Genomic DNA, 23763 nt, shown 5'->3' with positions numbered 1-23763 from the left:
AGAAAAATTGGGTAACAAAACTTTAGCTATCATTAAACCTGATGCAGTTCAAAAAGGATTTACAGGCGAAATAATTTCAATGATCTTAAAAGCCGGATTTAAAATTAAAGCGATGAAGATGGTGCATCTTACAAAATCTTCCGCTGAAGGATTTTACGCTGTGCATAAGGAAAGACATTTTTTCAAAGATCTTGTAGCCTATATGACTTCAGGCCCTTGTGTTCCGATTGCACTTGAAAGAGAAAATGCAGTTGAGGAGTACCGAAAACTTATTGGTGCAACTGATCCAAAAAAAGCCGCTGAGGGAACTGTTCGCAAACTTTATGCGGTTGATATTCAGCTTAATGCTGTTCACGGATCCGACTCCGATGAAAATGCTGAAAAAGAAATCTCACATTTCTTCTCAAAAGATGAATTACTGAACAATTATTCAGAATGAGATTAAATTTTTCTTCAGAATTTTCGCTTAAAATTAATTAATTGCAATTCGAATTTTTCCAGGAAAACCAATGAAAAATATTTTTATAATCATTTTACTATCACTCACTCTCATTCTTTCATGTTCTAAAGAGAATAAACAACAGGATAATAAAGAGCAGGAGAACATTACTTTCTCGTTTGATAGTACATCTCTGAAAACCACTGTTATTGATAATGCAGAAGAGCAATATTTTTTCATGAGATATAAATTTATTCCGGGAGAATCATTCAGGTACAGATTAACAACTATATCTGAAAGATCTCAGAGTATCGTTACCGACAGCACTATGAATGATAAGATGGGCCAGACAATAATATTCATAATTAATTTTAAGACTTTGAGCGTTGATAAAGATAGCGTTGCTGAACTACAATGCACTTTTAGTTCAATAAACTTAAAAGCTAATGCGCAAGGAAGAGATATTACTTATCAATCGGGAACTGAACTTGATACAACTGATAGAATCAGATTTGCAGAGTACGAATCCTACATTAATAATCCGTTTAATATCAGAGTAGGAAAGCAAGGTGAGATTTTAGACATTTATATGATTGATAAAATTATAAATCGGTTTCTTGAGCTGCGTAAACTTGCTGATTCACTCACTGCTCAGGAAAAGGTAATGGTTTCACAGGAACTGACAAACAGTTCCATTAAACCAATTCTTTCTCAGATCTTTCGTGAGGTGCCGGCTGATAAAATGGCAAAAGACTCGACCTGGTCGTATAAGCGTGAATCATTGCAGGTAATGGTCTTTAAAGTCGATTATGAAAACAAGTACAAAATAGATAATCTTGAAATGCTTGGTGATGATAAGATCGCTGTTATATCCGGCTCAATAAAAACTAATGTTAATGGTAAATCAAGTTTCACTGAGCAGGGTGTGAGTTATAAATTTGAGAAACCAATTTCCACAGCTAACGGTAAAATCTATTTCAACCTTGATAAAGGAAGAATTCAAAAAAGCAGGTCGCAGTCGGAAATGAAAAATGCTTATCAAATGGAACAAGGTATTAAGAAAGCACGTGCAAAAGAAGAAAGTTCCAATGTAAACATTCTGGAGCTGCTTTAACAAAAGTTTATGATCATATTGGCTTGATAAATTTGAGGAGTCTGCGTGTTTTACCTTTCTGAATAATTAGGAGGAATATTTTGCGATGTTCCTCCTTTTTTCTTTACAAATATTTCGATTTTTAATTCTTTTCGACTTATAAGACTGGTTAAATATTTGATGCAACTGACTAAAAATCATTCAGGAGAAAAAATTGAAAAAGTTATTCGTATTTATTTTGCTTGTTGCAGCAGGATTCCTGGTCTATAAATTTGTATTTGAAAAGAAAGAAGTGCTTGAGATAACTGCTGATAAATCCATCTCAACGCAGCATTCAATGGATATTGATGCACCTGCATTATCTCCTTCCAGATTTGGGTCTGTTCAGGGAACAGTTAAAAATGTGAGCGATAATCCAGTCTCGAATATTGTCCTAAATTACAAACTCAATGCTCAGCCTGTTGAAGCAAGAATCGACAGACTTGAACCGGGTGAAACAAAAAACTTTTCCACACAGAGTGTAAGACTAACACACCAGGAAGTTACGTTCTTTCTTGAGAATATGAGTTACGAGTGATCCAATAAAATTTTACTAGTACTTTACTGAAAGGTCGGGATTTTATCCCGACCTTTTTTTGAGAGGAATATATTCTTTACTTCAACAAACTTGTCTACCGTAGTATCAGCGAGGGAGAATCAATCCCTTTCTCACATTACCTTCGTAGGGGCACAAAATTTTGTGCCCCTACAATGTTGTTTGTTCACTTCAACAATAACATCTTCTTCGTTTCAACAAATGAACCTGCCTTGAGTTGATAGAAATAAACTCCGCTTGGTAGTGTGATTCCGTCAAACTCAACTTCATATTTCCCTGCTGTCTTTTCCTCATTCACAAGTGTTACTACTTTACTGCCGAGTATATCGTAAATGACAAGCGTTACAAATTGTTTTTCTCGGATCGAATATTGAATCTTGGTTGTTGGATTGAATGGATTCGGATAATTCTGTGAAAGTGAATAGGTCGAAGGAATTAGTTCTCCAGATACCATCAGTTTGGTGATAGTTGAGTTATCAATTATTACATTTTCCCCATCCTTCATATTGACATTCAAGATCTTTCCTGTCTCATCCTGAAGTCTTATATCCATATTTTCTACTTTTACTTTTAACGGATAAACTACCCCACTCATCTCAATAGCTTGAGTATTATTCAAGTCTTCGGCTATTCTTCCGCTTGAATATCTGATATCAAACATTCCTGCTGGTGGTGCTGGTGGCAACTCATACAAATTGAGATCAACCTCAATGTTTGCTGCATATAGTGTATAACTTCTACCCGCCGCATCTGTCAGTACTATTCTTCCCCAATCTTCCGGGAAGTATTCTACCACTTCACCTTTTGCCATAGTCTCTGGTATGATTATCTGTCCTGCCCCTGTCAGCTTAATCCAATAACCGAATCCCGGATCCAATGTTGTTGCTGGTGAGTATCCACCTGAATACTTATAGATCGGCCCACTCTGTAATCCAGGAGGATTTGTTGTTACGTTAGCTGCTGTTACACTTAGCTCATATCCACCAAACAAATTCCAGCCTGAAGCTGCTGTTAACGGAGCGTGTGGGACTATCTGTATTCCACCTGCTGGCCATTCGTCTCCTGTGTTATAGGTTCTGGCTCCTGAGTGTTTCATCCAATAACCTGTGCCTGGTACTGCATCAGTTACAGTCTGATATCCGCCAGCATATCTGAAGACGTTTGCACCCTGATCTCTGAATGCCCACCAGGTGTCTACATTTTGATCTGTTGGATGCAAGCCCGGAATGGAAACCATATTCCAACCGTTGGCTATTTCAACTGCTAGCTGAAAAGTGTTTAATGTGAATACTTTAAGATGGCTTGAATCTTTATATACTTTGACTTCGGGGATAGTAATTAAATTTCCTGTATATGTGAAAAATCCTTGCTGAACAAGAAGGTTATTTTGATAATTTTCCCAAAATACCGTCTCACCCACCGAAACAGAGAATTCCTGTAATCTTCTGAGTGTAATATCCGTAGTTCCTGAATCTGGCGCTGCTAATGTGCCTTGTGTAGTAATTAGATCGTGCACAAACAAGTTAACCTCCCAGCGGTCCGTCGAATCTATGATGTCGTCTGTCCAGTCAAGATAACCATTAATGCTTCCTATTGGATCTCCGTTCGTCGGCGAACCATTACCCGGATTATCATTGAATGAACAATTTGAAAAAGCCGGATAAGAAACGTTAGTACTATATCGAATAAGGAAATGGAAGTTTGGAAAGTTTGGGACCCATTGAGTATAAACATTTTGGTGATCCGTTTGACTCCAAAAGTGGAAACCACCGTGATTAGAATTATTCATTGAATCGTAGAAAGCTATCTTTTCAGTCCAGCCAACATTTACATCATTCTTCCCACAAAAAGTGTACATAACGGGAATTGAGGTGTTTTTTTTCTCAGTAATCATATAGCAAGAATTTAATCTCTCATTCCTCGTGTAATCTTCGTTTGTTGGTAGGTTTGTAGCCAACGTTCCCCACAATTGATTTGCGTAAGAAAAAGGAGAGGTCGCCATATTAAATTCTGGAGCAGAAATAAAAATAGCTGCAATTTTTTCGGGTACCATAATAAAATTTACTACATTACCAATTCCACCCATAGACCAGCCTGTCATATATACTTTTGTTGTATCCACCGGTAAATTGTTTAAACACCAGTTTACAGTAAATTCGACTCTTGCAGCAGTGTATTTGAAAATAGTGCCACTTGTAGGTATTGGATTACTATTAGAAAAAATATCAAAATCTTCATGGTATCCATAATATAATGAAGCTAATTGGTTTCCGTTTGGTAACCAGTCATCTATCGTTACTACATATTCATTTGGATCATCAATTCCCCATATATATTCTAGAAAATTTCTTCCACTAGGTCTCATATAAAATATTACCGGATGATCTTGAGAAACAAATCCATTTTTGTTTATTGCAAAGTGGAAGGCGAATGATCCTTCATTAGTCATCTGAGGATAGATTGATGAGGTTACTTTAGAAACAAATTGCACATATATTTCAAATACTCTTCCAGTTACAGATGCTGTTTCCTGCCAGACTGGGCGAGGTATAGCAACCGTCTCAGCAACAGGAACTGACAGTGAATTCTCTGAATAAATTATTGTAGTATCTTCAATCCCTCCGACCGATGTTGTAACAGTATAGTAAAAGGAACCTTCTTCTGTAGAGGTCGCAACAAATAAACCTTTAGTGTTTGGTAGCGGCGTTCCTGCCGAATCAATTTTAAAATATCTTGTGCCAGTTAATAATATGTTTGTTAGTCTGAGATTTCTAGCCGAGTTATCCCGGACTAAACCCAAATTTTGTGCGGATGCAAGTTGAAAACCATAATGGATTGGATCTGGTGATTTATACAAGTTATACCTAACACCAGTTACAGTTAAATTATCCCAGGTGACAAACACCTGTCCATCACGGTAAAACGCGTTGAGGTTAGTTACTGTTGTTTGTGCAAAAACGTTTAATTGTAAAAGAAATAATCCAGCAATCATTAAGTATGACTTTTTCATACTATCCTCCTATTTATGAATAATTAAAATTTTTAATTTCGGATGCGACATTTTCTCACCCCTAATACCTTCTGTCTTCAAACTCCTGATTACTTTAAAAGAATCATTTTCTTAACAGATGAATATTCTCCTGCTTTTAATTGATAGACATAGATTCCGGATACAAGGTTCGGGTTAATGGATGCCTGATTGAACTCAACTTCATATTTTCCTGCTGTTTTGTAATCATTAATAAGTGTGGCAACTTCATTTCCAAGTATGTCAAAAACTTTTATTGTTACATCACTGCTAACTGGTAACTGATAACTGATCACCGTATTTGGATTAAATGGATTCGGATAATTCTGATCAAGCGAGAATACTAACAGTGCAGAAACTACTACTTCAGCTTCCGGTGAGTATTCATAACTGCCATCAAAGTCTATTTGCTTTAAGCGGTATGTGTATCTTCCTGCTGAAACTTTTGAATCTGTGTGGCTGTATGATTTAGGTTCTGTTGTGGTTCCAAATCCCGAAACATAACCAATGGTTTCCCACTCATTGTCATTCTGAGCAAAGCGAAGAATCTCAAATCCCTGATTATTAGTTTCTGTTGCAGTTGACCAGTTTAGTATTACTTCTTTACCGTTTGCTGATGCAGTAAAAGATGTGAGTTCGACAGGAACACCACTGTTGGTTGTGTGAAGGATAAGACCATTGTCACCAACAGCCCATCCTGTAGTAGAATTGACAAAGCAGATATCATTTAATGAATTATTATATAAACCCGAATCAATTTGACTTGTCCAATTTAATCCATTATCACTACTAAATAGAATTACACTACCTCTGGAAAAATCAAATCCACTAACCCAGAAATAATTTGAATCAGAAGAAGCAGCACTAGTGAAGAAAAAACTATAGAAATCATTTTCAAAAGCTAATATCCAATTAACACCGCCATCGGTTGTTCGAAATATATCGCCCCAGCCAGACATAGTCTCGCATCTAGTTCCAACTGCAATGCCATTTTGACTATCTGAAAACGAAATACTATGCCATGCATTCCATTCAGTAGAATCCTGGACTGGTTGCTCGCTCCAAGTCTCCCCTCCATTTGTGGTTTTTAGAATCGAACCATCACAACCTTCACCCCAATATTGTGCGGATGCTATGAAACCTGTACTCGCATCAATAAAGTGAACATCTCTAAGTGAACCTGCTGGAGTTGATTGGTTTATCCAACTAATCCCTCCGTTTGTAGTTTTTAATACTACATCGCCAATTACCCATCCAATATTTACATTAATAAAATGAACTGCAGTCAGGGAGAAAACGGAATCACCCATTTGCTGAAACCAACTAACACCTCCATTGGTGGTCTTTATTATTGTACCGTTATCACCAACTGCCCAGCCATAATTATCATCAACAAACTGAATATCATTAAGAGTTTGATATATTCCACTTGTATGTGGCACCCACAATGATCCTCCATCAGAAGTTATCAACATTCTGCCACTATAGCCAACAATTATCCCATTGTTTTCATCTCTGAAAGCAACTGCATTTAAATTGTAAGTGAATGCATTATATAAAATACTCCAATCATTACCTCCATTAGTTGAATTTAGAATTGTTCCCACTCCCCCAACTATTATACCCACACTAGTATTACGAAAAGAAATGGAACAAAAAAAGTATCCAGGAAATGATTGGGGTGTCCATTGTATGCCTCCATCTGTAGTTTTGAATACTCCATTATCCCCTACAATCCAACCGGTATTTAAATCTTCAAAATGTATCTTTCTTAACCACGAGGAATAAGCGATAGTATGAGAGATCCAATTTGTACCACCGTTGGTAGTTTTTAAAACAATCCGATCCTCTACTAATCTCTTAGCAGTAATCCAACCAGTGTTATCATCAATAAAAAAAACATCCCAACAAAATTCACATGTGAGTGGTAGATCTTTCTCAATCCAAGTTTGCCCACCGTCAGTAGTTCTAAATATTAATCCCCGAGAACCTAAAATTGTACCTTTACTACCAACTATCCATCCTACATTTGCACTAATTAGATATGCGCCAGAAAATGAAATTGAATTACCTAATGTCTGTGAAGTCCAGTTATTGCCGCCATCTATTGTCCTAAGGACTTTACCATTATCACCAACCACTAATCCTCGATTGTCATCACAAAAAGAAACCTCATTTAAATTTTGACTTACCCCTGGTGATTGTTGTAACCAGCTAACGCCTCCATTTGTCGTTCTTGTGATGGTGCCGCCATCACCAACTGCCCAACCATTATTTGCATCAATAAAACACACAGCATTTAACTTATTTGTAACGTTGCTCTGCTGTTCAATCCAATTGATACCGTCATCAGTGGTTTTAAGTATTGTACCACTATCACCCACAGCCCAGCCGTTGTTTGCATCAATAAGTGTAACATCATATAGATTGCTGAATGTTACTATATTTAATGCTGGATACTGTTGATACCATTGTGCAAAACAAAATTGAGTTGCCAGTAAAAAGAAAAACAAAGATTGCAAAAAAGTTTTCATGACATCCTCCTTGGTAATATTTTATTTTATTAAAGTCATTTTTTTAACTGCAGAATATTCTCCAGCTTTCAACCGATAGAAATAAACTCCACTTGGTAGTTGTTCTGCATACCAGGTTACTTCATAAGTTCCTACCGGTTTTTCTTCGTTAACTAAAATTTCTATTTCGTTACCAAGTACATCGTAAACAACGAGAGTTACATATTGCTCACTGCTTACTGAATACTGAATACTGGTTGTTGGGTTGAATGGATTCGGGTAGTTTTGTTCAAGCGAGAATAATAACGGTGCAGAGATTTCTACTTCGGTTTCCGGTGAGAATTGAAAACTTCCGTCCAAGTCTTTTTGCTTTAGGCGGTAAGTATATTTTCCCGTCGAGACTTTTGAATCTGTATAGCTATAAGATTTAGGTTCTGTTGTGGTTCCAAAACCTGGAACAAATCCAATTGTTTTCCATTCGTTGTCATTCTGAGCGAAGCGAAGAATCTCAAATCCTTGGTTGTTTGTCTCCGTTGCAGTTGACCATTTGAGAAAAACCTCTTTGCCATTTGATGTTGCAGTGAATGATGTGAGTTCGACAGGAATAATTTCAGAAAGCGGTCTTCGCCAAACACCGCCTGAACCAAACATTATATTTGCTCCTTGCCCGAGATAAGCGTACCCATTATTATCTGAGCTTAGCGTCAACACTTCCCACGAATAGTTTAATCCTTCATTCCATAAACCTAGACTGTCTCCTTCATCAGAAAAGAGGAATACGCCCGCATCTTCAGTACCAACTAACATTCCTTCTGAAAATCCAATCGACCAGGAAAGACCAACTTGACAATTAATTGAACATATATACGTCCAACTGATACAATTATTTGTAGAAATTAAAATGTCTCTCTGCCCAGTCCCGCTCCCGTTCCATACTCCAACGAGAATTTTGCCATTTGAGAAAAGACCGAGAGAGTTCGTCATAGGTCCAGGGGGATATCCTAAAAAATTCCAAGTGCATCCATAATCTGATGATAAGTACAAATAATCCCCATACGCGCAGCCAAACCAACTTGATCCTACCGTCAACACGTAAGGCTCTTTAGAGGCGAATATGTTTCCACCTCTAACTTCCATGCCAGGTGTACTCCAGTTTAATCCGTCATCAGTTGATTTTGCTAAAGCAGATTGACCAGTAAAAGACCCACCCGTAATTATTCCACAGAAAACTATTCCAGAAGGATTTATTGTGATGTTTCTTGGCCAACTCCATCCAGTCGGAATGGAGTCTACTAATTGCTCCACAATGTCGGATTGAATCCATGTGTCTCCGTTATCAGTTGAAAAAAATAGAGTTGAATATGACCAATAATCATGTAATGTATCTTTTATCATAAACACTTTTCCTGATGGAGATATCGCAATATCAACTGCATTAGAATCAACAATTAGTGTCCAATTCATTCCTTTATCATTAGAGCGATACACTTCTCCACTAACTGCAGTAACTGCAAATATATTTGAGTCTTGAACGGCTATATCTTTTATGCCTTGTCCACTAAGTCCAACTGGTATCCACTGCCCAAAACAAATTTGTGTGGTGAGCAAAAAGAAAAACAGTGAGTACATTATTTTTTTCATCTCATCCTCCTAGTTATGGATTGATAAAAAATTTACTTCAATAACAACATTTTTTTTGTTTCGATATAATTGCTTGCTTTTAGTTGATAGAAATAAACTCCGCTCGATAAGTTCTCCGCATACCAAGTTATCTCATAAGTGCCTGCTGGTTTTTCTTCGTTTACTAATGTTGCAATTTCATTTCCCATAACATCAAATACTTTTAATGTTACATCACTGCTTACTGGTAACTGATAACTGAACACTGTTGATGGATTGAATGGATTCGGATAATTCTGTTCAAGCAGGTATGAAGTAAATGCTCTCCACTCTACTTCTACTACATCTGAGTACTCATAAGTACCGTTGAAATCAACTTGTTTTAATCTATAGTAGTATTTCCTGTTTTCTAAATTCTTATCCAAATAAGTGTAGTTGTGTTGCTCGGTGGTTGTTCCGTGACCATTCACAAATCCAACTGTGAAAAACTCTTTAGAGTCAGTACTTCTTTGAATTTCAAACCCCTGGTTGTTAGTTTCCGTTGCAGTTGACCAGTTGAGTATTACTTCATTACCATTTGAAGTTGCGGTAAATGAAGCGAGTTCGACAGGAATTATTTCAAATAGTGGTCTTCTCCATACACCATTATCCGTACCTGCATATACGTAACCGTTGTTGGCGAGAGTTAGTGCCTGAACATTAAGATTTGTTAAGCCATCATTCCTCGAACCCAAACTATCACCTTCATCGGAAAACAGAAATACACCCAAACTATCTGTGCCAATTAACATACCTTCTGAGAACTCACTTTGAAAAGAAAGACCAACTTGGCAATTAATTGTACATATATACGTCCAACTGATACAATTATTTGTGGAAATTAAAATGTCTCTCTGCCCAGCCCCGTTCCAGTTCCATACTCCAATGAGAATATTGCCATTTGAGAAAAGACCGAGAGAGTTCGTCATAGGTCCAGGGGGATATCCTAAAAAATTCCAATTGCTTCCATAATCTGATGATAAGTACAAATAATCCCCATGCGCGCAGCCAAACCAACCTGATCCTACCGTCAGCACGTAAGGCTCTTTAAAGGCGAATATGTTTCCACCTCTAACTTCCATGCCAGGTGTACTCCAGTTTAATCCGTCATCAGTTGATTTTGCTAAAGCAGATTGACCAGCAAAAGACCCACCCGTAATTATTCCACAGAAAACTATTCCAGAAGGATTTATTGTGATGTTTCTTGGCCAACTCCATCCAGTCGGAATAGAGTCTACTAATTGTTCCACAATATCGGATTGAACCCATGTATCTCCGTTATCAGTTGAAAAAAATAGAGTTGAATATGACCAATAATCATCTAATGTATCTTTTATCATAAACACTTTTCCTGATGGAGATATCGCAATATCAACTGCATTAGAATCAACAATTAGTGTCCAATTCATTCCTTTATCATTAGAGCGATACACTTCTCCACCATCTGCAGTAACTGCAAATATATTTGAGTCTTGAACGGCTATATCTTTTATGCCTTGTCCACTAAGTCCAACTGGTATCCACTGCCCAAAACAAATTTGTGCTGCTATCAAAAAGAAAAACAAAGTTTGTATAAATAATTTCATTTCATACCTCATTTATAAATTATTTTTGTAAAGACATTTTCTTTTCACATTTATAATCGCCAGCTATAAGACGGCAGTAGTATGTATTTCCATTTGGATCCCTGCTTTCGCAGGGATGACAAGTGGAAGCATCAAATTCTATTTCGTATGTGCCGGGATTTTGTTCTTCATCAACAAGTTTTTCTATCTCTTTACCCTCAGTATCAAATACAGTCAATATCACTCTTGCTCTAAAAGCCACACAATATTTAATTACTGTTCTCTCTTTAAATGGATTTGGGTAATTCTGGCTCAGGTAGAACTCAGATGGTTCAAATTCGTTTATAAGTGAATTATTTAAATGACCGTACATTGAAATTTTGTTTTTCTTCCTGAGACATATAAACAAAAAGTTAATTTCAGGATATATTATAATATTCGAGGGTGGCGATTATCTACCACAAATCTCCAAAAAACTATCACTTTTCTGTAATTCGCAAGAAAATGAATTTGGTGATTGGCAACAGTTAGTAATTTTTAGGTTGAAATTGCATTATTGATCCTCTACGAGGATCTATTTTTCAGCTGGTAGATTTTGAATTACAATTATTAAACATCTACGATGCTCTATTATTCTTATGGTATTGCGAGGGCGGGATACCAAATTGTTTCTTAAAACATTCGGCGAAGTAGGATGGATTGTTAAAACCGACTTCCAGTGCTATTTCTGAAAGATTTCCGAATTTATTTTCAATAAGTTTCGCTGCTCTGTTGAGCCTTATTCTTCTTATAAATTCAACAGGTGATTCACCGGTTAATGTAACTATTTTTTTATGTAGTAGTGACTTACTTACAGATAGATTCTCTGCAAATACTTCCACGCTGAACGATTCATTCGAAATATTCTGAGAAATGATACTATATGCTTGCTGTAAAAACTTTTTATCAACTGGTGTAATCTTTGTCTGGTTTAATTCAAAAAATCCTTCTTTTTGAAAATGCTGGTGAAGTCTCTTTCTCTGTTCAATTAGATTTTTTATCCTCGCTCTTAGCTCATCTGGTTCAAACGGTTTCATTAAATATTCATCGGCACCGGTTTCATAGCCAGTTAGTTTATCTTCCTTCGCCGCTTTTGCTGTAAGAAGAATTACTGGGATATGACTGGTTCTCTCATCAGTCTTCAGTTTTTCACACAGCTTAAATCCATCTATTTTCGGCATCATCACATCACTCACAATTAAATCAGGTATCTGTTCAATGGATTTGTTCCATCCATCTTCACCGTCTACTGCTTCCAGAACTCTGTATTCATTATTCAAATTTTCTTTAATGTAATTTCTCACGTCGGAGTTATCGTCCACTATAAGTAACAACTGAAGTTCTTCTTTTCCTAAGAACTCAATGTCAATCCTTTGTTCAGATTTGTTTTCAGTTTCCTCATAGTAATTCCGTCTTTCTTCCTCTTTTTCATACTCTTGCTCTTGATCTACTTCGCTTATCTCTTCGGGTTTTAAGTGCTCTTTGCCCAGAGGAATTTTCACTATAAAAGTTGCTCCTTTTCCTTCTTCGCTTTGAACATCAATCTTTCCTTTGTGAAGTTCAACTAGTTCCTTAGTTAATGCTAATCCTATTCCCGTGCCTTCCTGTTCTCTTGTGTGACTTCCATCCAATTGGTAGAAACGATCAAATATCTTTGACATCTTTTCTTTTGGAATTCCAATACCAGTATCACTGATTGAAATATCAATGTAATTTTCATTCCGACTAACATTTGTCTCAACGCTTCCACCATCTGCAGTAAACTTGAACGCATTCGAAAGAATGTTAGTAACAATCTTTTCAATCTTATCTTTGTCAAGGTAAACAATTATTTCATCCTCAACTGAATTGAACTTCAAAGTAATTCTTTTTCTCTCAGCATAAGAAGTAAATGACAGCAGCAATGCCTCCAATAATGATACTATGTTTTGAGGACTTGTCTGAAGCTTCATATTTCCGGATTCGAGCTTTGAGATATCAAGCAGCTGGTTTACAAGTCCGAGCAATTTCCTTGCGTTTCTGTGAATCATACTTATCTCGGACTTTATTTTTTCATCTTTTACTTTTTCAAATATTTGTTTGGCAGGACCAAGAATTAGTGTAAGAGGAGTTCTGAATTCGTGAGAGATATTAGTAAAGAACCTGGACTTCAACTCGTCGACTTCGTGCAGTTTTTGTGCTTCAAATTTACTCATTTCATATTCTTGCCTGGTCCTAATTCTTCTAAGCTGCGCTTTCCAGATGATATAAACGGCACTCACAATAAATAAAATATAGAAGAGATATGCCCAGGCGGTTTGCCACCAGGGAGGAAGTATAATAATTTTTATTGATGCACCAGATTCATTCCAATTACCGTAATTGTCAGATACTTTGACTCTGAAAAAATATTCTCCCGGATCTAAGTTAGTGTAAGTTACTGAGCTTTGGGTTAGGTCAGTATAAGTCCAATCTTTGTCAAATCCTTCCATAATGTAAGCATATCTGTTGTTTTCAGGTGAATAAAAATCCAGAGCAGCAAGCTCGAAAGAAAAAACTTTATCGTCATAATTCAGTTTGAGTTCATCACATTCAATAATAGATTTGGTTAGTATTGTCCGTCCGCTGAGGCTGTCATAACCAATTGGAACAGGTTTGTTAAATAATGAAAAGCCAGTTATATATACTGGTGGAGTACTGATATTTTCTTTAATACTATCTGGATGAAAAAATATAAATCCGCTGCTGCAACCATAAACAAACTCACCGGCTTTGGTTTTAGATCCCGACCATAATGCGTTACCTGGAAGTCCATCTTCAGTATCAAAGTTTCTAAAAGTATTATGTTGAGGATTTAACTTTGAAAGTCCATTATTTGTACTAATCCAAAGGTTACCCTGACTATCTTCTAAAATGCTATAAATATAATTTCCGGGTAAACCATCTTTAACTGTGTAATGTTTGAACTTGCTATTCTCTTTATCAAATTTATCCAAACCACCATCCAATAATCCAAACCAATAATTACCAAATTTATCTTGATAGATTAAGTTTACCGAGTTACTGCCCAGACTATTTGCATTCTTAGGATCATTTTCATAATGAACAAATTTGTTTTTCCAATAATCGTATGAAAATATTCCGTCAAGCCGCGCACTTACCCAGAGCAATCCGATTCTATCCACAAACAAGTTAGCAGCATAAGTCGAGCTAAAATCACCAGGGTGATCAAGTTTATACTTAATGTAAGTAAAGATTCCTTTGTCTTTATCAAACTTATGTAATCCATTGTCCGGTGTTCCAACCCATAAAATTCCTGATGGATCTTCGGCAATGCTTATTACTATATCTTCACTGATACTATTCGGGTCAGATGGATCATATCTATATGAATAGAATTTTTCTGTTTTTCTATCAAACTTGTTCAACCCTCCAAAATATGTTGCTACCCACAAATCACCTGATTTATCCTCATGAATATCCGTTATACGGTTATCGCTTATACTATTAGGATCGTTTGGATTGTGCTGATAATGAGTAAACTTATTTGTTGTTCTATTCCATTGATTTAATCCTTTATCGTAAGTTCCAATCCACAACACTCCGGATTTATCTTCACAGATTGCAGTAACATTGTTGCTGCTGAGAGAATTGGAATCATCCGGTTTATGACTATAAAGTTTGAACTGTCTCTGCTTTGTATTAAAATATTCAGCCCTTCGCCCTGGTTTGCAATCCAGAGCAATCCGGATTTGTCCTGATAAATCCAGGAGACATAGTTCCCCAATAGACTAAATTTATCAAGAGGATCGTGTTTGTATGATCTGAATGATAATCCTGAACTTTCATTAAGACTTGAGACAGACCTGCATAGTCCTTCCTCGGATGTACCTAGCCAAAGAATATCGTTATCATCTATGTGAATGAAGACAAGATAATTGCTGCTTAAACCGGAAGGAATCTTAGGATCGAATTTATGATGAACGAAAATAGGAATTTGATTATCATCTTTGTAAGTAAGCTTGTCCAGTCCACCCCCAAATGTTGCTATCCATATATTTCCAGATTTATCTTCCCGAACTCCTGCGATAGTATTAAAGCTGATGCTTGTGGGATCATTTGGATTATGCAGATAGCGAGTAAATTTTTTAGTAGTCCGATCGAATTTGTTCAGCCCGCCGGATAAAGTACCGACCCACAGATTATTTCTTGAATCTTCGAAAAAAGTCCAGATCCTGTTTTCGCTTACGCTTGTGGGATCATCAGGAATATTTTTATAATAAGTTGATTTCTCTGTTTTAGTATCAAATGAAAATAATCCGTCGTATTGTGTTCCTGCCCAAAGGGTGCCTGATTTATCCTCGTAAAGTGCTAAAATAAAATTATGCATAGCTGAAGAATCTTCAGGATTGAGGAATCTGGTAAAATTCTCCTGATCAGCATTGTATCGATTTAATCCGCCTCCGCCTGTTGCAATCCAGAGAACTCCTGATTTATCTTCACATAAAACAAATACTCCACCTCTGCCCAGACTATTTGGATCATCTGGCGAATGCCTGAACACTTTAAACTTCTGCCCATCATATCTGTATAATCCTTCTTGAACCCCGATCCAGATAAATCCTTTCTTGTCTTGAACTATACATTGAATATAAGTGTCAGTCAAACCATCTTCATTGGTAATATGTATGAATTGAATTTTTTCCGGGATATTAGTTTGAGTAAATGTCTGATGTGACAAGAACAAGGTGAGCAAAGATAGCAAAACACAATATTTGGTCGGTTCCCTCATTTGAGTAATAGTTATTTAACTCAAACGGAAGTTCTTAAGAAAAAATTAAAGTTGCAAGAGGTTTCCTCTTGAAAAAAATAAAATCATACTAGAAAGCAGAATAAAAGTACGCTTTGTGTGTTGGAATTAATATGATTTTACTTCTTCTCCCGCACAACAATCCGCATACCTTCAACTGCTGTGACGATAATCGGCTTTCCGTGTTCAATGTATTCTGAATCTGTGACAACATCAACTCGCTTGCCGTTTATTTCTGCTGTGCCTGCGGGACGTAAAGTTGTAATTGCAACTCCTTCTGCACCCAACAGTTCTGCATAATTTGTTCTGGAAGTGTATCCTTCAGCAGCTTTTTCTTCTTCAGAGAGAACAAATTTTTTGAATAAGTTTGACTTTGGCAAAAACTTTGCGAGCAGGAATATCAAAATCAGCGCTGCTGCCAGTCCGATCGTTAATTTGATTATTGCCGCTGACACCACATTAAAATCAAGGAATGGATCCGCACCGAGCATTGACAAAAACAATGATGCAACTATCAAAATAATTCCGCTGATACCTGCAACTCCAAAACCGGGAATTACAAAAACTTCGATCAGAATTAATCCAAGTCCGACAACAAACATTAATATTTCAATTACTGATGCAAGCTGAAGTATGTAAGATGATCCGAAGAAAAGAGCAAGTGCAAGCACTCCCGCAGTTCCGGGAACACCCCATCCGGGCGATTTAACTTCTGCGATCAATCCAAATATTCCAATCATTATTAAAATTGAAGAGATGATAGGATTGTTCAGGAAGCGTACTACATCTTCTGCCCAATTGGATTTCTCTGAAATTTTTTCTGCATGCTGCAAATTAAATAGTGAATAAACATCATCAATATGTTCAAGCAATGCGTCAGCAATTCCGTATTCTAATGCTTCTTCAGAAGTGAGTGTAACAAGCTGGGTTGAATCTACAAGTCCGGGAATAACAACCCGTTCATCAACCATTCCTTCAGCAATATTTACTGGCCTACCATTCTTCTCAGCAGTCGAACGCATCTCAGAACGCATATAAGATTGATACTTCTCCCCTACTTTTTCACCTGTCTGATCAACAACAGTGGCTGCACCAATTGAGCTTCCGGGAACCATAACAATTTTTTTGCAGGAAAGCGCTATCAATGCACCCGCAGAAATTGCCCGGTTGTTGATAAAAGCAATTGTAAGAAGATCAGTACTGATAATTGCATCTTTAATCTGTGTTGCAGCATCAACCCTTCCGCCGAATGTATTTATTTTGAATATGATTGCTTCAGCATCCTCTTTTTCGGCATCGGTCACTACCCTGCTTATGTAAGGCGCAAGTCCGAGATCAATATCTCCTTCGATGTATGCAACATATACTTTCTTCTGGGGAATTATTAGTGAAGATATCAGAAGGACGAATAAAAATATTTTGGTGAATGTTCTCAATTTGTTTCCCTGATTTCAATTTGAAGAAATTACTCTGCTATAAAAATAGTTCTCTAGCGAATAAAATAAAAAACCCCGGTTGTTGATCCGGGGTTATCAGTTCAAGTTAAAATATTCAAGAAAATAAAAGCTAAACTGATTCTTCCTTATTTAGGAAGAACAGTAGTTATTGCTGAACGCTCAACCTTTATTTTCGTGTTTTCGCTTATTTGTAAAAGCGCTGTCTTTTCTTCCAGACCAGCAATGATTCCATGGATTCCGCCATTGGTAACAACCTTATCACCTTTTTCAAGATTCGATAGCAGTTTCTCTCTTTCCTTTGCGCGCTTCTGCTGCGGTCTGATTATCATAAAATAAAAGATAAGAAAAATAGCTCCGAACATGATCAGCGTACTTACTAAACCGCCGCCGCCTTCACCACCTTGTGGAGCCATTGCAAATAATAATTGATTCACTATTCCTCCATCCCGTTTTCACGGGGATTATTTTTGATTGATATTTTTTCTATTGTTTTATTTTTCCATTCTTTGAAAGAACCGTCAAGTATCTGTCTTCTTGATTCACTAATCAGTGATATGTAGAAATGCAGATTGTGAATACTTGCTAACTCCAAAGCTAATAATTCTCCGGCATTAAACAGATGCCTTAAGTAGGCTCTTGTAAAATTTTTGCAGGTGTAGCAATCGCAATTATTATCGACTTTTTCAAAATCATCTTTAAATTTTGCGTTTGTTAAAGTCAACACGCCTTCACTTGTAAAGAGAACTCCGTGTCTTGCATTACGTGTTGGCATGACACAATCGAACATATCTATTCCGCGCTCGATTGATTCAAGAATATTTTCAGGACGACCAACACCCATTAAATATCTTGGTTTGTTTTCAGGCATAAAATCAGTTGTAAAAAATGTGATATCATACATCACTTCTGCTGGCTCACCGACAGCCAAACCTCCGATCGCATACCCATCGAAATCAAATTTCAGAAGGTCCTTCGCTGATCTTTCCCTTAAATCTCTATAGGTGCTTCCCTGAATAATTCCAAATAGAAACTGCCTGTGACCATATAAAGGTTTTGAATTTTCGAATGCTTCTTTATTGAGTACAGCCCATTTACTCGTGAGTTCAGTTGATTTATCTGCGTACTCATAGTCGCATGGATACGGTGTGCACTCATCCAATACCATCATTGTATCCGAACCAATGCTTCGTTGGATTTGGATTACTTTTTCAGGTGAAAAAAAATGTGAAGAACCATCAAGATGCGATCTGAATTCAACTCCGTCTTCTTTTAATTTTCTGAGACTCGAAAGACTATAAACCTGATAACCGCCGCTGTCAGTAAGAAGTGGTTTCTTCCAGTTGATAAATTTGTGAAGTCCACCAGCTTTCTCAAGTATTTCTGTACCCGGTCTAAGATAAAGATGATATGTATTTGAAAGAATGATCTGTGCGTTGATATCTTTCTCAAGAAAATCCTTGTTAACGGCTTTTACAGTTCCTTGAGTCCCAACAGGCATAAATGCTGGAGTTTCCACAACACCGTGATCAGTTTCAAAAAATCCAGCTCTGGCTTTCGAATTTTGATCTTTAGCAACGACTGAAAAATTAAGCAACTTGGCTCGGTTGGTAGTTTATAAAATGTATTTCATTTTGCCCGTTCAATATATCTCGATTCGTTTGGATTAACACGTATGCGTTCTCCTGTTGTAATAAAAGGCGGCACCTGAATTATCACTCCATTCTCTAACTTTGCTGGTTTGTTAAGATTTGAAATTGTTGCACCTTTCATTTGAGGTTCTGTTTCAACGACTTCTAAAATCATAGAAGAAGGAAGTTCTACACCGATTGGGGTTCCATTATAAAACTCGACATATATTTTCAGCCCAGCTACGAACCATTGTTCAATATCACCAACATCATCTTTTGCTAATGAAACCTGTTCGTAATTTTCGGTGTTCATAAAGTGATGAAGTGATTCATCCGAATAAAGATATTCCATTTCATGTTCTTCCAGAATTACAACCTCAAGTGATTCATTCGAACGGAAACGATGCTCGAATGAATTACCGCTGATAAGATTACGCAACCGTGTTTGCACCATCGCCCGAAGGTTGCCAGGTGTATGATGATGGAATTCCATTACTTTGCAAGGCGCGCCTTCAAAAAGAATTACCATTCCTTTTCGGATATCATTTGCTTGAATTGCCATAATTAAATTTTCTTTTAATAGTTAGTGATATTTGCAGACAAAATATGGCTGCAAATTTACTGAATTTTGATCTTTTACCGTATAAAAATTTAGTCTCGAGTTAAATAAATGATTGATAATCTGCTGGTTCTGATGAACAATTTTTATTCGAGAAATTTATTGACATTATTCGACGGAATATAACAGACATCTCTTCTTCCAAAGATTTTATACCGATGTTTAGCTATCAGGTCGTAAAATAAATCCCGTACAAATTTTGGGAAGATAATCAGCGGATAAATTAATTTAACCGGACTTTTAAGTTCTTTACTTACAAGAAGCGCCGCTGTGGACTTAGTGTACAATTTGTCATCAGAAATCAAGATGAAAGTATCAAGAGTAGAACTATCAAAATTAAATTTTCGAGTCAGTTCTTTTGCTAAATCCGATTGAAGTGATGCAAATCTGAAAATATCTTTTGTATCTCTTTTTATTACGAAGTTCACCCAGAAACTGCAAAAATTACAAACTCCGTCGAAGAGAATTATCTTCTTTTGATTTTTCAATTTGAAGGTGTGAGAAGAGAAAGTTTAACCAGATCTATTTTCTGTACAGTTGCACGGATTATTTGTATGCTGAAGTTATCAACAGTGATGACTTCACCGGGCGCAGGTATTTTTCCGCTCTTAGTTGTAATAAATCCGGAGAGTGTCTCGTAATCGCCTTCTTCAAAATTAAGATTATACTTTTCATTTATATGATCAACTTCAACTTTACCGCTGATGATATATGTGTCTTTTGCGATTCTTCGGCAAATAACTTCCTGAATATCAAATTCATCCTCAATCTCACCAAATAATTCTTCGAGAATATCTTCAAGTGTTACTATGCCTGCTGTTCCGCCGTGTTCATCCACGACTATTGCAAGTGAATTTCTTTTTTCTAGAAAATCATTAAGCACTTCAAAACTTTTTTTCGTCTCCGGAATGAAACTAACTTCACGAAGAATATCTTTGATACTTGCCGGAGATTTGAAGAGATCTTTTGCAAGAAGTACACCTTTAATGTTATCCAGATTATCTTCATAAACCGGCAGCTTTGAAAAATCTGATTCAACAAAAATTGTTAACACTTCTTTAATATCACTCGTAATTTCAACCCCAACAATTTCAGTCCTCGGAGTCATAGCTTCATAAACTCTCTGATCACCAAGTTCAATAACTTTGTTGATAAGAACACTATCTCTTTTATCAACTATTCCTGCTATTTCACTTTCCTTAACAAGACCTTTAATATCATCCTTATCAAAAAGGTGGTAGAGGTTATCGGTTTTAAGACTTGAAGTCTGAACAACTTTATTTGAAATGGCAGAAGTGATTTTAACAAAAGGAAGCAGCAGATAGGAAACCATACGAAGCGGAAGAGCAGTTAAAAGAACAATCCTATCGGCAAGCTCTCTGCCAAAATATTTAGGAATAATTTCACCAAAAAAAAGTAAAACGACGGATAATACTATCAGGATTGTCAGATCACCCCATCCAAAAAGTGAAGCTAGAAATACTGCGCCCAATGAAGCGTATGTAATATTGACAATATTATTTCCGATTAGAATTGTAGAGAAAAAGTTTTGTGGACTATTTATAAAATATTTTGCACTTAATGCAGCAAGATTTTTTTTGCGTGCTCTTACTTCAATTTTCAATTTGTTGGCTACAACAAAGGCAAGCTCAGTCCCTGAAAAGAATGCACTGAGTGCAAGTAAAATTAAAAGATATATTATCTGATGTTCCATAAAATCAACTTGTAAAAAACGTGTTCAGATTGTAGTTAGAATTTTTATATCAATTTATAAATAATAAAAACAGTAACGAATGCATATACCAGAACATTTAAGATCATGGGCAAATCAGTAGCAAGAGTTCTTGTAGTATTTTCTCCTTTTCCGCTGATGTATTCAAGATACATAAATCTAAAAATCCCAAATACAACAAAGGGTGTTGTGTAGATCAATCTTTCAGTTTGAAAAACTGATACGGTTCTCGGCGCAACCGTATATAGAGCATAACAAACGATAACTCCTGTTGCTGCAACAGTTGCCATCTGATCTGCAAAATTAAGCGAGTATTGTGTTAAAACTTTTCTGCTCTTTTGTTCTACAGTTTCAAGAATCTGTTTACTATTTTCGGTAACTAAAACAAGCTCCGACCTTCTCTTCATCACACCGAGGAACAAAGAAATAAACATTGTTGTCAGCAAAAGCCAGCTTGATATCGGTACCTGAATCACAAATGCTCCGGCAAGCACTCTTATCGAAAATCCAGCAGCGATTGAAAAAATATCAAGTAAAACAATGTTCTTAAACCAGAATGAATACAAAATATTCATCACCACAAACGTCACTACCAAAAAGATAAATTCTCTGTTGAAGTACATCATCATCCAGAAAACTAAAACTAGAAATAATGAAGATGTAATTATTGCCGTTGTTTTGGAAATCGCACCAGAAGGAAGAGGTCTGTTCTTTTTTAAAGGATGTGCTCTGTCAGATTCAATATCAACGAGATCATTGATAACATATATTGCGCTTGAGGCCAGGCAAAAAACCAGAAATGCATATAACGTTGTCAGGAAATAATCTTTATCAAACAGATGCAGCGAGAAAAGCAAAGGAACAAAAACGAATACGTTTTTTATCCATTGGTGAACACGGATAAGACGAAGAAACTTGAATAGTTTCATCAGAACACAACTACTTCCTCATAAGTTCCGAATACTTTTTTGAGTTCTCCGACCATTTCACCGAGTGTAACTTTATTATGTGCGGCTTTTACAAATATCGGCATTAAGTTATTTCCATTTTCAGCCGCAGCCAAAATTTCCGAAAGACTATTCTCTACCTCCTGCTGGTTTCTGCTCTGCTTTAGATCTGCCAAACGTTTCTTCTGAGCTATTTCAACTTCAGGAGAAATTGTAAGTATCGGGATTTCTATTTTTTCATTCTCTTCTACAAATTCATTTACACCAACGATAAATTTTTCTTTCTTTTCAACTTCCTGCTGATACCGGTATGCAGCGTCAGCAATTTCTTTCTGGAAATATCCGGACTCAATTGCAGGAATAACTCCGCCGATAGCATCAATCTGGTCAAAGATTTTGTTTGCTTCTCTTTCCATTTTGTCTGTCAATGCTTCAACGTAATAACTTCCGCCGAGAGGATCGACAGTGTTAATTACTCCTGTTTCATAAGCAATGATTTGCTGGGTTCTTAACGCAATACGTACTGCTTTTTCACTCGGAAGAGCAAGAGTCTCATCCATTGAATTTGTATGAAGTGATTGTGTTCCTCCGAGCACGCCGGCTAAAGCCTGGAAAGCTGTTCTTACAATATTATTTTCGGGTTGCTGTGCTGTTAAAGTGCATCCTGCTGTCTGTGTATGAAATCTCATCCACCACGAACGAGGATTCTTTGCACCGTATCTCTCTTTCATTCTTTTTGCAAATATTTTTCGTGCGGCTCTGTACTTTGCTATCTCTTCAAAAAAATCAAGATGTGAGTTGAAGAAAAAAGAAATTCTCGGAGCAAATGCATCGACATCAAGTCCTCTTTCAATGCATGCTTCGATATAAGCAAATCCATCGGCGAGTGTGTAAGCTAATTCTTGAGCAGCAGTTGAACCTGCTTCCCTGATATGATAACCGCTTACCGAAACCGGATTCCATTGCGGAACTTCGTTAGTACAGTATTCGATCATATCAGTAATTATTCTCATCGAAGGTCTTGGTGGATAAATATATTCTTTCTGTGCGATGTATTCTTTTAAAATGTCATTCTGAAGTGTTCCGCGAAGCTCCTTAAAATCGATTCCTCTGTCACGAGCAACTGCAAGATACATCGCAAATATCATAGCTGCAGGTGAATTGATAGTCATTGAAGTTGATACTTTATCGAGAGGAATTTTATCAAATAGTATTTCCATATCTTTGATTGAAGAAACTGCAACACCGCAAATTCCAACTTCACCTTCGCTCAATGGTGAATCAGCATCCCAGCCCATAAGTGTCGGAAGATCGTACGCAACTGAAAGTCCGGTTTGTCCTCTTTTCAATAAGTAATGATATCTTTCATTTGTGTCTTCGGGGGTCCCGAAGCCAGCAAACTGTCTCATCGTCCATATTTTTCCTCTGTACCCATTTGGATGTATTCCTCTCGTGTAAGGATATTCACCCGGGAATCCAATATCATTCAGATAATTTATGTTCTCAACATCATCCGGTCCGTAAAGCGGTTCAATCTTTTCACCACTGACTGAAGTGAACTTCATTCCGGTGGTTTTCATAGTTTTAACCTTCTCATCGTACTCTGTTCTTTTCTCGAGATACTTTTTATCAAGCATAAATTTTCTTTCTTTTGTTTGAT

18 protein-coding genes are annotated in these 23763 nt (G+C 36.7%); 3 read left to right on the top strand and 15 right to left on the bottom strand.

Going from position 1 to position 23763, the window contains the following annotated elements:
- Positions 1-7: 7 nt before the first annotated feature.
- From ndk to IPM14_15840, 3 genes are all read left to right on the top strand, one after another.
- Positions 8-439: a nucleoside-diphosphate kinase gene (gene ndk / locus IPM14_15850; GenBank protein ID MBK9099550.1), complete on the top strand. Its 432-nt coding sequence runs from the start codon at positions 8-10 to the stop codon at positions 437-439.
- A 70-nt stretch (positions 440-509) separates the two neighbouring features.
- Complete coding sequence (locus IPM14_15845; protein ID MBK9099549.1) at positions 510-1553, top strand: hypothetical protein; 1044 nt, start codon at positions 510-512, stop codon at positions 1551-1553.
- 193 nt (positions 1554-1746) lie between these two features.
- Positions 1747-2109, top strand: a complete 363-nt coding sequence (locus IPM14_15840) for a hypothetical protein (protein MBK9099548.1) — start codon at positions 1747-1749, stop codon at positions 2107-2109.
- 184 nt (positions 2110-2293) lie between these two features.
- Here the strand turns inward: IPM14_15840 and IPM14_15835 are convergent, their stop codons facing one another.
- The 15 genes from IPM14_15835 to IPM14_15765 form a co-directional block, all read right to left on the bottom strand.
- Positions 2294-5137 (bottom strand): T9SS type A sorting domain-containing protein, encoded by a 2844-nt coding sequence (locus tag IPM14_15835; protein MBK9099547.1) that lies wholly within the window; start codon positions 5135-5137, stop codon positions 2294-2296.
- Between the two features lie 89 nt (positions 5138-5226).
- Positions 5227-7689 (bottom strand): T9SS type A sorting domain-containing protein, encoded by a 2463-nt coding sequence (locus tag IPM14_15830; protein ID MBK9099546.1) that lies wholly within the window; start codon positions 7687-7689, stop codon positions 5227-5229.
- A gap of 21 nt (positions 7690-7710) precedes the next feature.
- Positions 7711-9309 (bottom strand): T9SS type A sorting domain-containing protein, encoded by a 1599-nt coding sequence (locus tag IPM14_15825; protein MBK9099545.1) that lies wholly within the window; start codon positions 9307-9309, stop codon positions 7711-7713.
- Positions 9310-9341: 32 nt separating this feature from the next.
- Positions 9342-10913: a T9SS type A sorting domain-containing protein gene (locus tag IPM14_15820; GenBank protein ID MBK9099544.1), complete on the bottom strand. Its 1572-nt coding sequence runs from the start codon at positions 10911-10913 to the stop codon at positions 9342-9344.
- 19 nt (positions 10914-10932) lie between these two features.
- Positions 10933-11265: a hypothetical protein gene (locus IPM14_15815; protein MBK9099543.1), complete on the bottom strand. Its 333-nt coding sequence runs from the start codon at positions 11263-11265 to the stop codon at positions 10933-10935.
- A 244-nt stretch (positions 11266-11509) separates the two neighbouring features.
- A complete protein-coding gene (locus IPM14_15810; protein ID MBK9099542.1) occupies positions 11510-14509 on the bottom strand; it encodes a response regulator in 3000 nt (999 codons plus the stop codon).
- A complete protein-coding gene (locus IPM14_15805) occupies positions 14479-15576 on the bottom strand; it encodes a hypothetical protein (protein ID MBK9099541.1) in 1098 nt (365 codons plus the stop codon). Before IPM14_15805 ends, IPM14_15810 begins: the two co-directional genes overlap by 31 nt.
- A 263-nt stretch (positions 15577-15839) precedes the next feature.
- Positions 15840-17156: a nodulation protein NfeD gene (locus IPM14_15800; GenBank protein ID MBK9099540.1), complete on the bottom strand. Its 1317-nt coding sequence runs from the start codon at positions 17154-17156 to the stop codon at positions 15840-15842.
- A 146-nt stretch (positions 17157-17302) separates the two neighbouring features.
- Positions 17303-17590 (bottom strand): preprotein translocase subunit YajC, encoded by a 288-nt coding sequence (yajC, locus tag IPM14_15795; protein MBK9099539.1) that lies wholly within the window; start codon positions 17588-17590, stop codon positions 17303-17305.
- 20 nt (positions 17591-17610) lie between these two features.
- A complete protein-coding gene (gene tgt / locus IPM14_15790) occupies positions 17611-18771 on the bottom strand; it encodes a tRNA guanosine(34) transglycosylase Tgt (GenBank protein MBK9099538.1) in 1161 nt (386 codons plus the stop codon).
- A 32-nt stretch (positions 18772-18803) separates the two neighbouring features.
- Positions 18804-19367 (bottom strand): elongation factor P, encoded by a 564-nt coding sequence (gene efp / locus IPM14_15785; GenBank protein MBK9099537.1) that lies wholly within the window; start codon positions 19365-19367, stop codon positions 18804-18806.
- Positions 19368-19510: 143 nt separating this feature from the next.
- Entirely contained in the window at positions 19511-19912 is a 402-nt protein-coding gene (locus tag IPM14_15780; protein MBK9099536.1) for a DUF393 domain-containing protein, read from the bottom strand.
- Positions 19909-21138, bottom strand: coding sequence for an HlyC/CorC family transporter (locus tag IPM14_15775; protein MBK9099535.1), 1230 nt, complete (start codon positions 21136-21138; stop codon positions 19909-19911). Before IPM14_15775 ends, IPM14_15780 begins: the two co-directional genes overlap by 4 nt.
- 44 nt (positions 21139-21182) lie before the next feature.
- Positions 21183-22085, bottom strand: coding sequence for a decaprenyl-phosphate phosphoribosyltransferase (locus IPM14_15770; protein MBK9099534.1), 903 nt, complete (start codon positions 22083-22085; stop codon positions 21183-21185).
- Positions 22085-23740, bottom strand: coding sequence for a methylmalonyl-CoA mutase family protein (locus tag IPM14_15765; GenBank protein ID MBK9099533.1), 1656 nt, complete (start codon positions 23738-23740; stop codon positions 22085-22087). The genes IPM14_15770 and IPM14_15765 overlap by 1 nt, the downstream gene beginning before the upstream one ends.
- Positions 23741-23763: the final 23 nt, after the last annotated feature.

The organism is bacterium (assembly GCA_016716565.1).
Lineage (GTDB): Bacteria > Bacteroidota > Ignavibacteria > Ignavibacteriales > Ignavibacteriaceae > IGN2.
The sequence above is the reverse complement of the archived record's forward strand: the minus strand, read 5'-3'. Positions and strand labels throughout refer to the sequence as shown.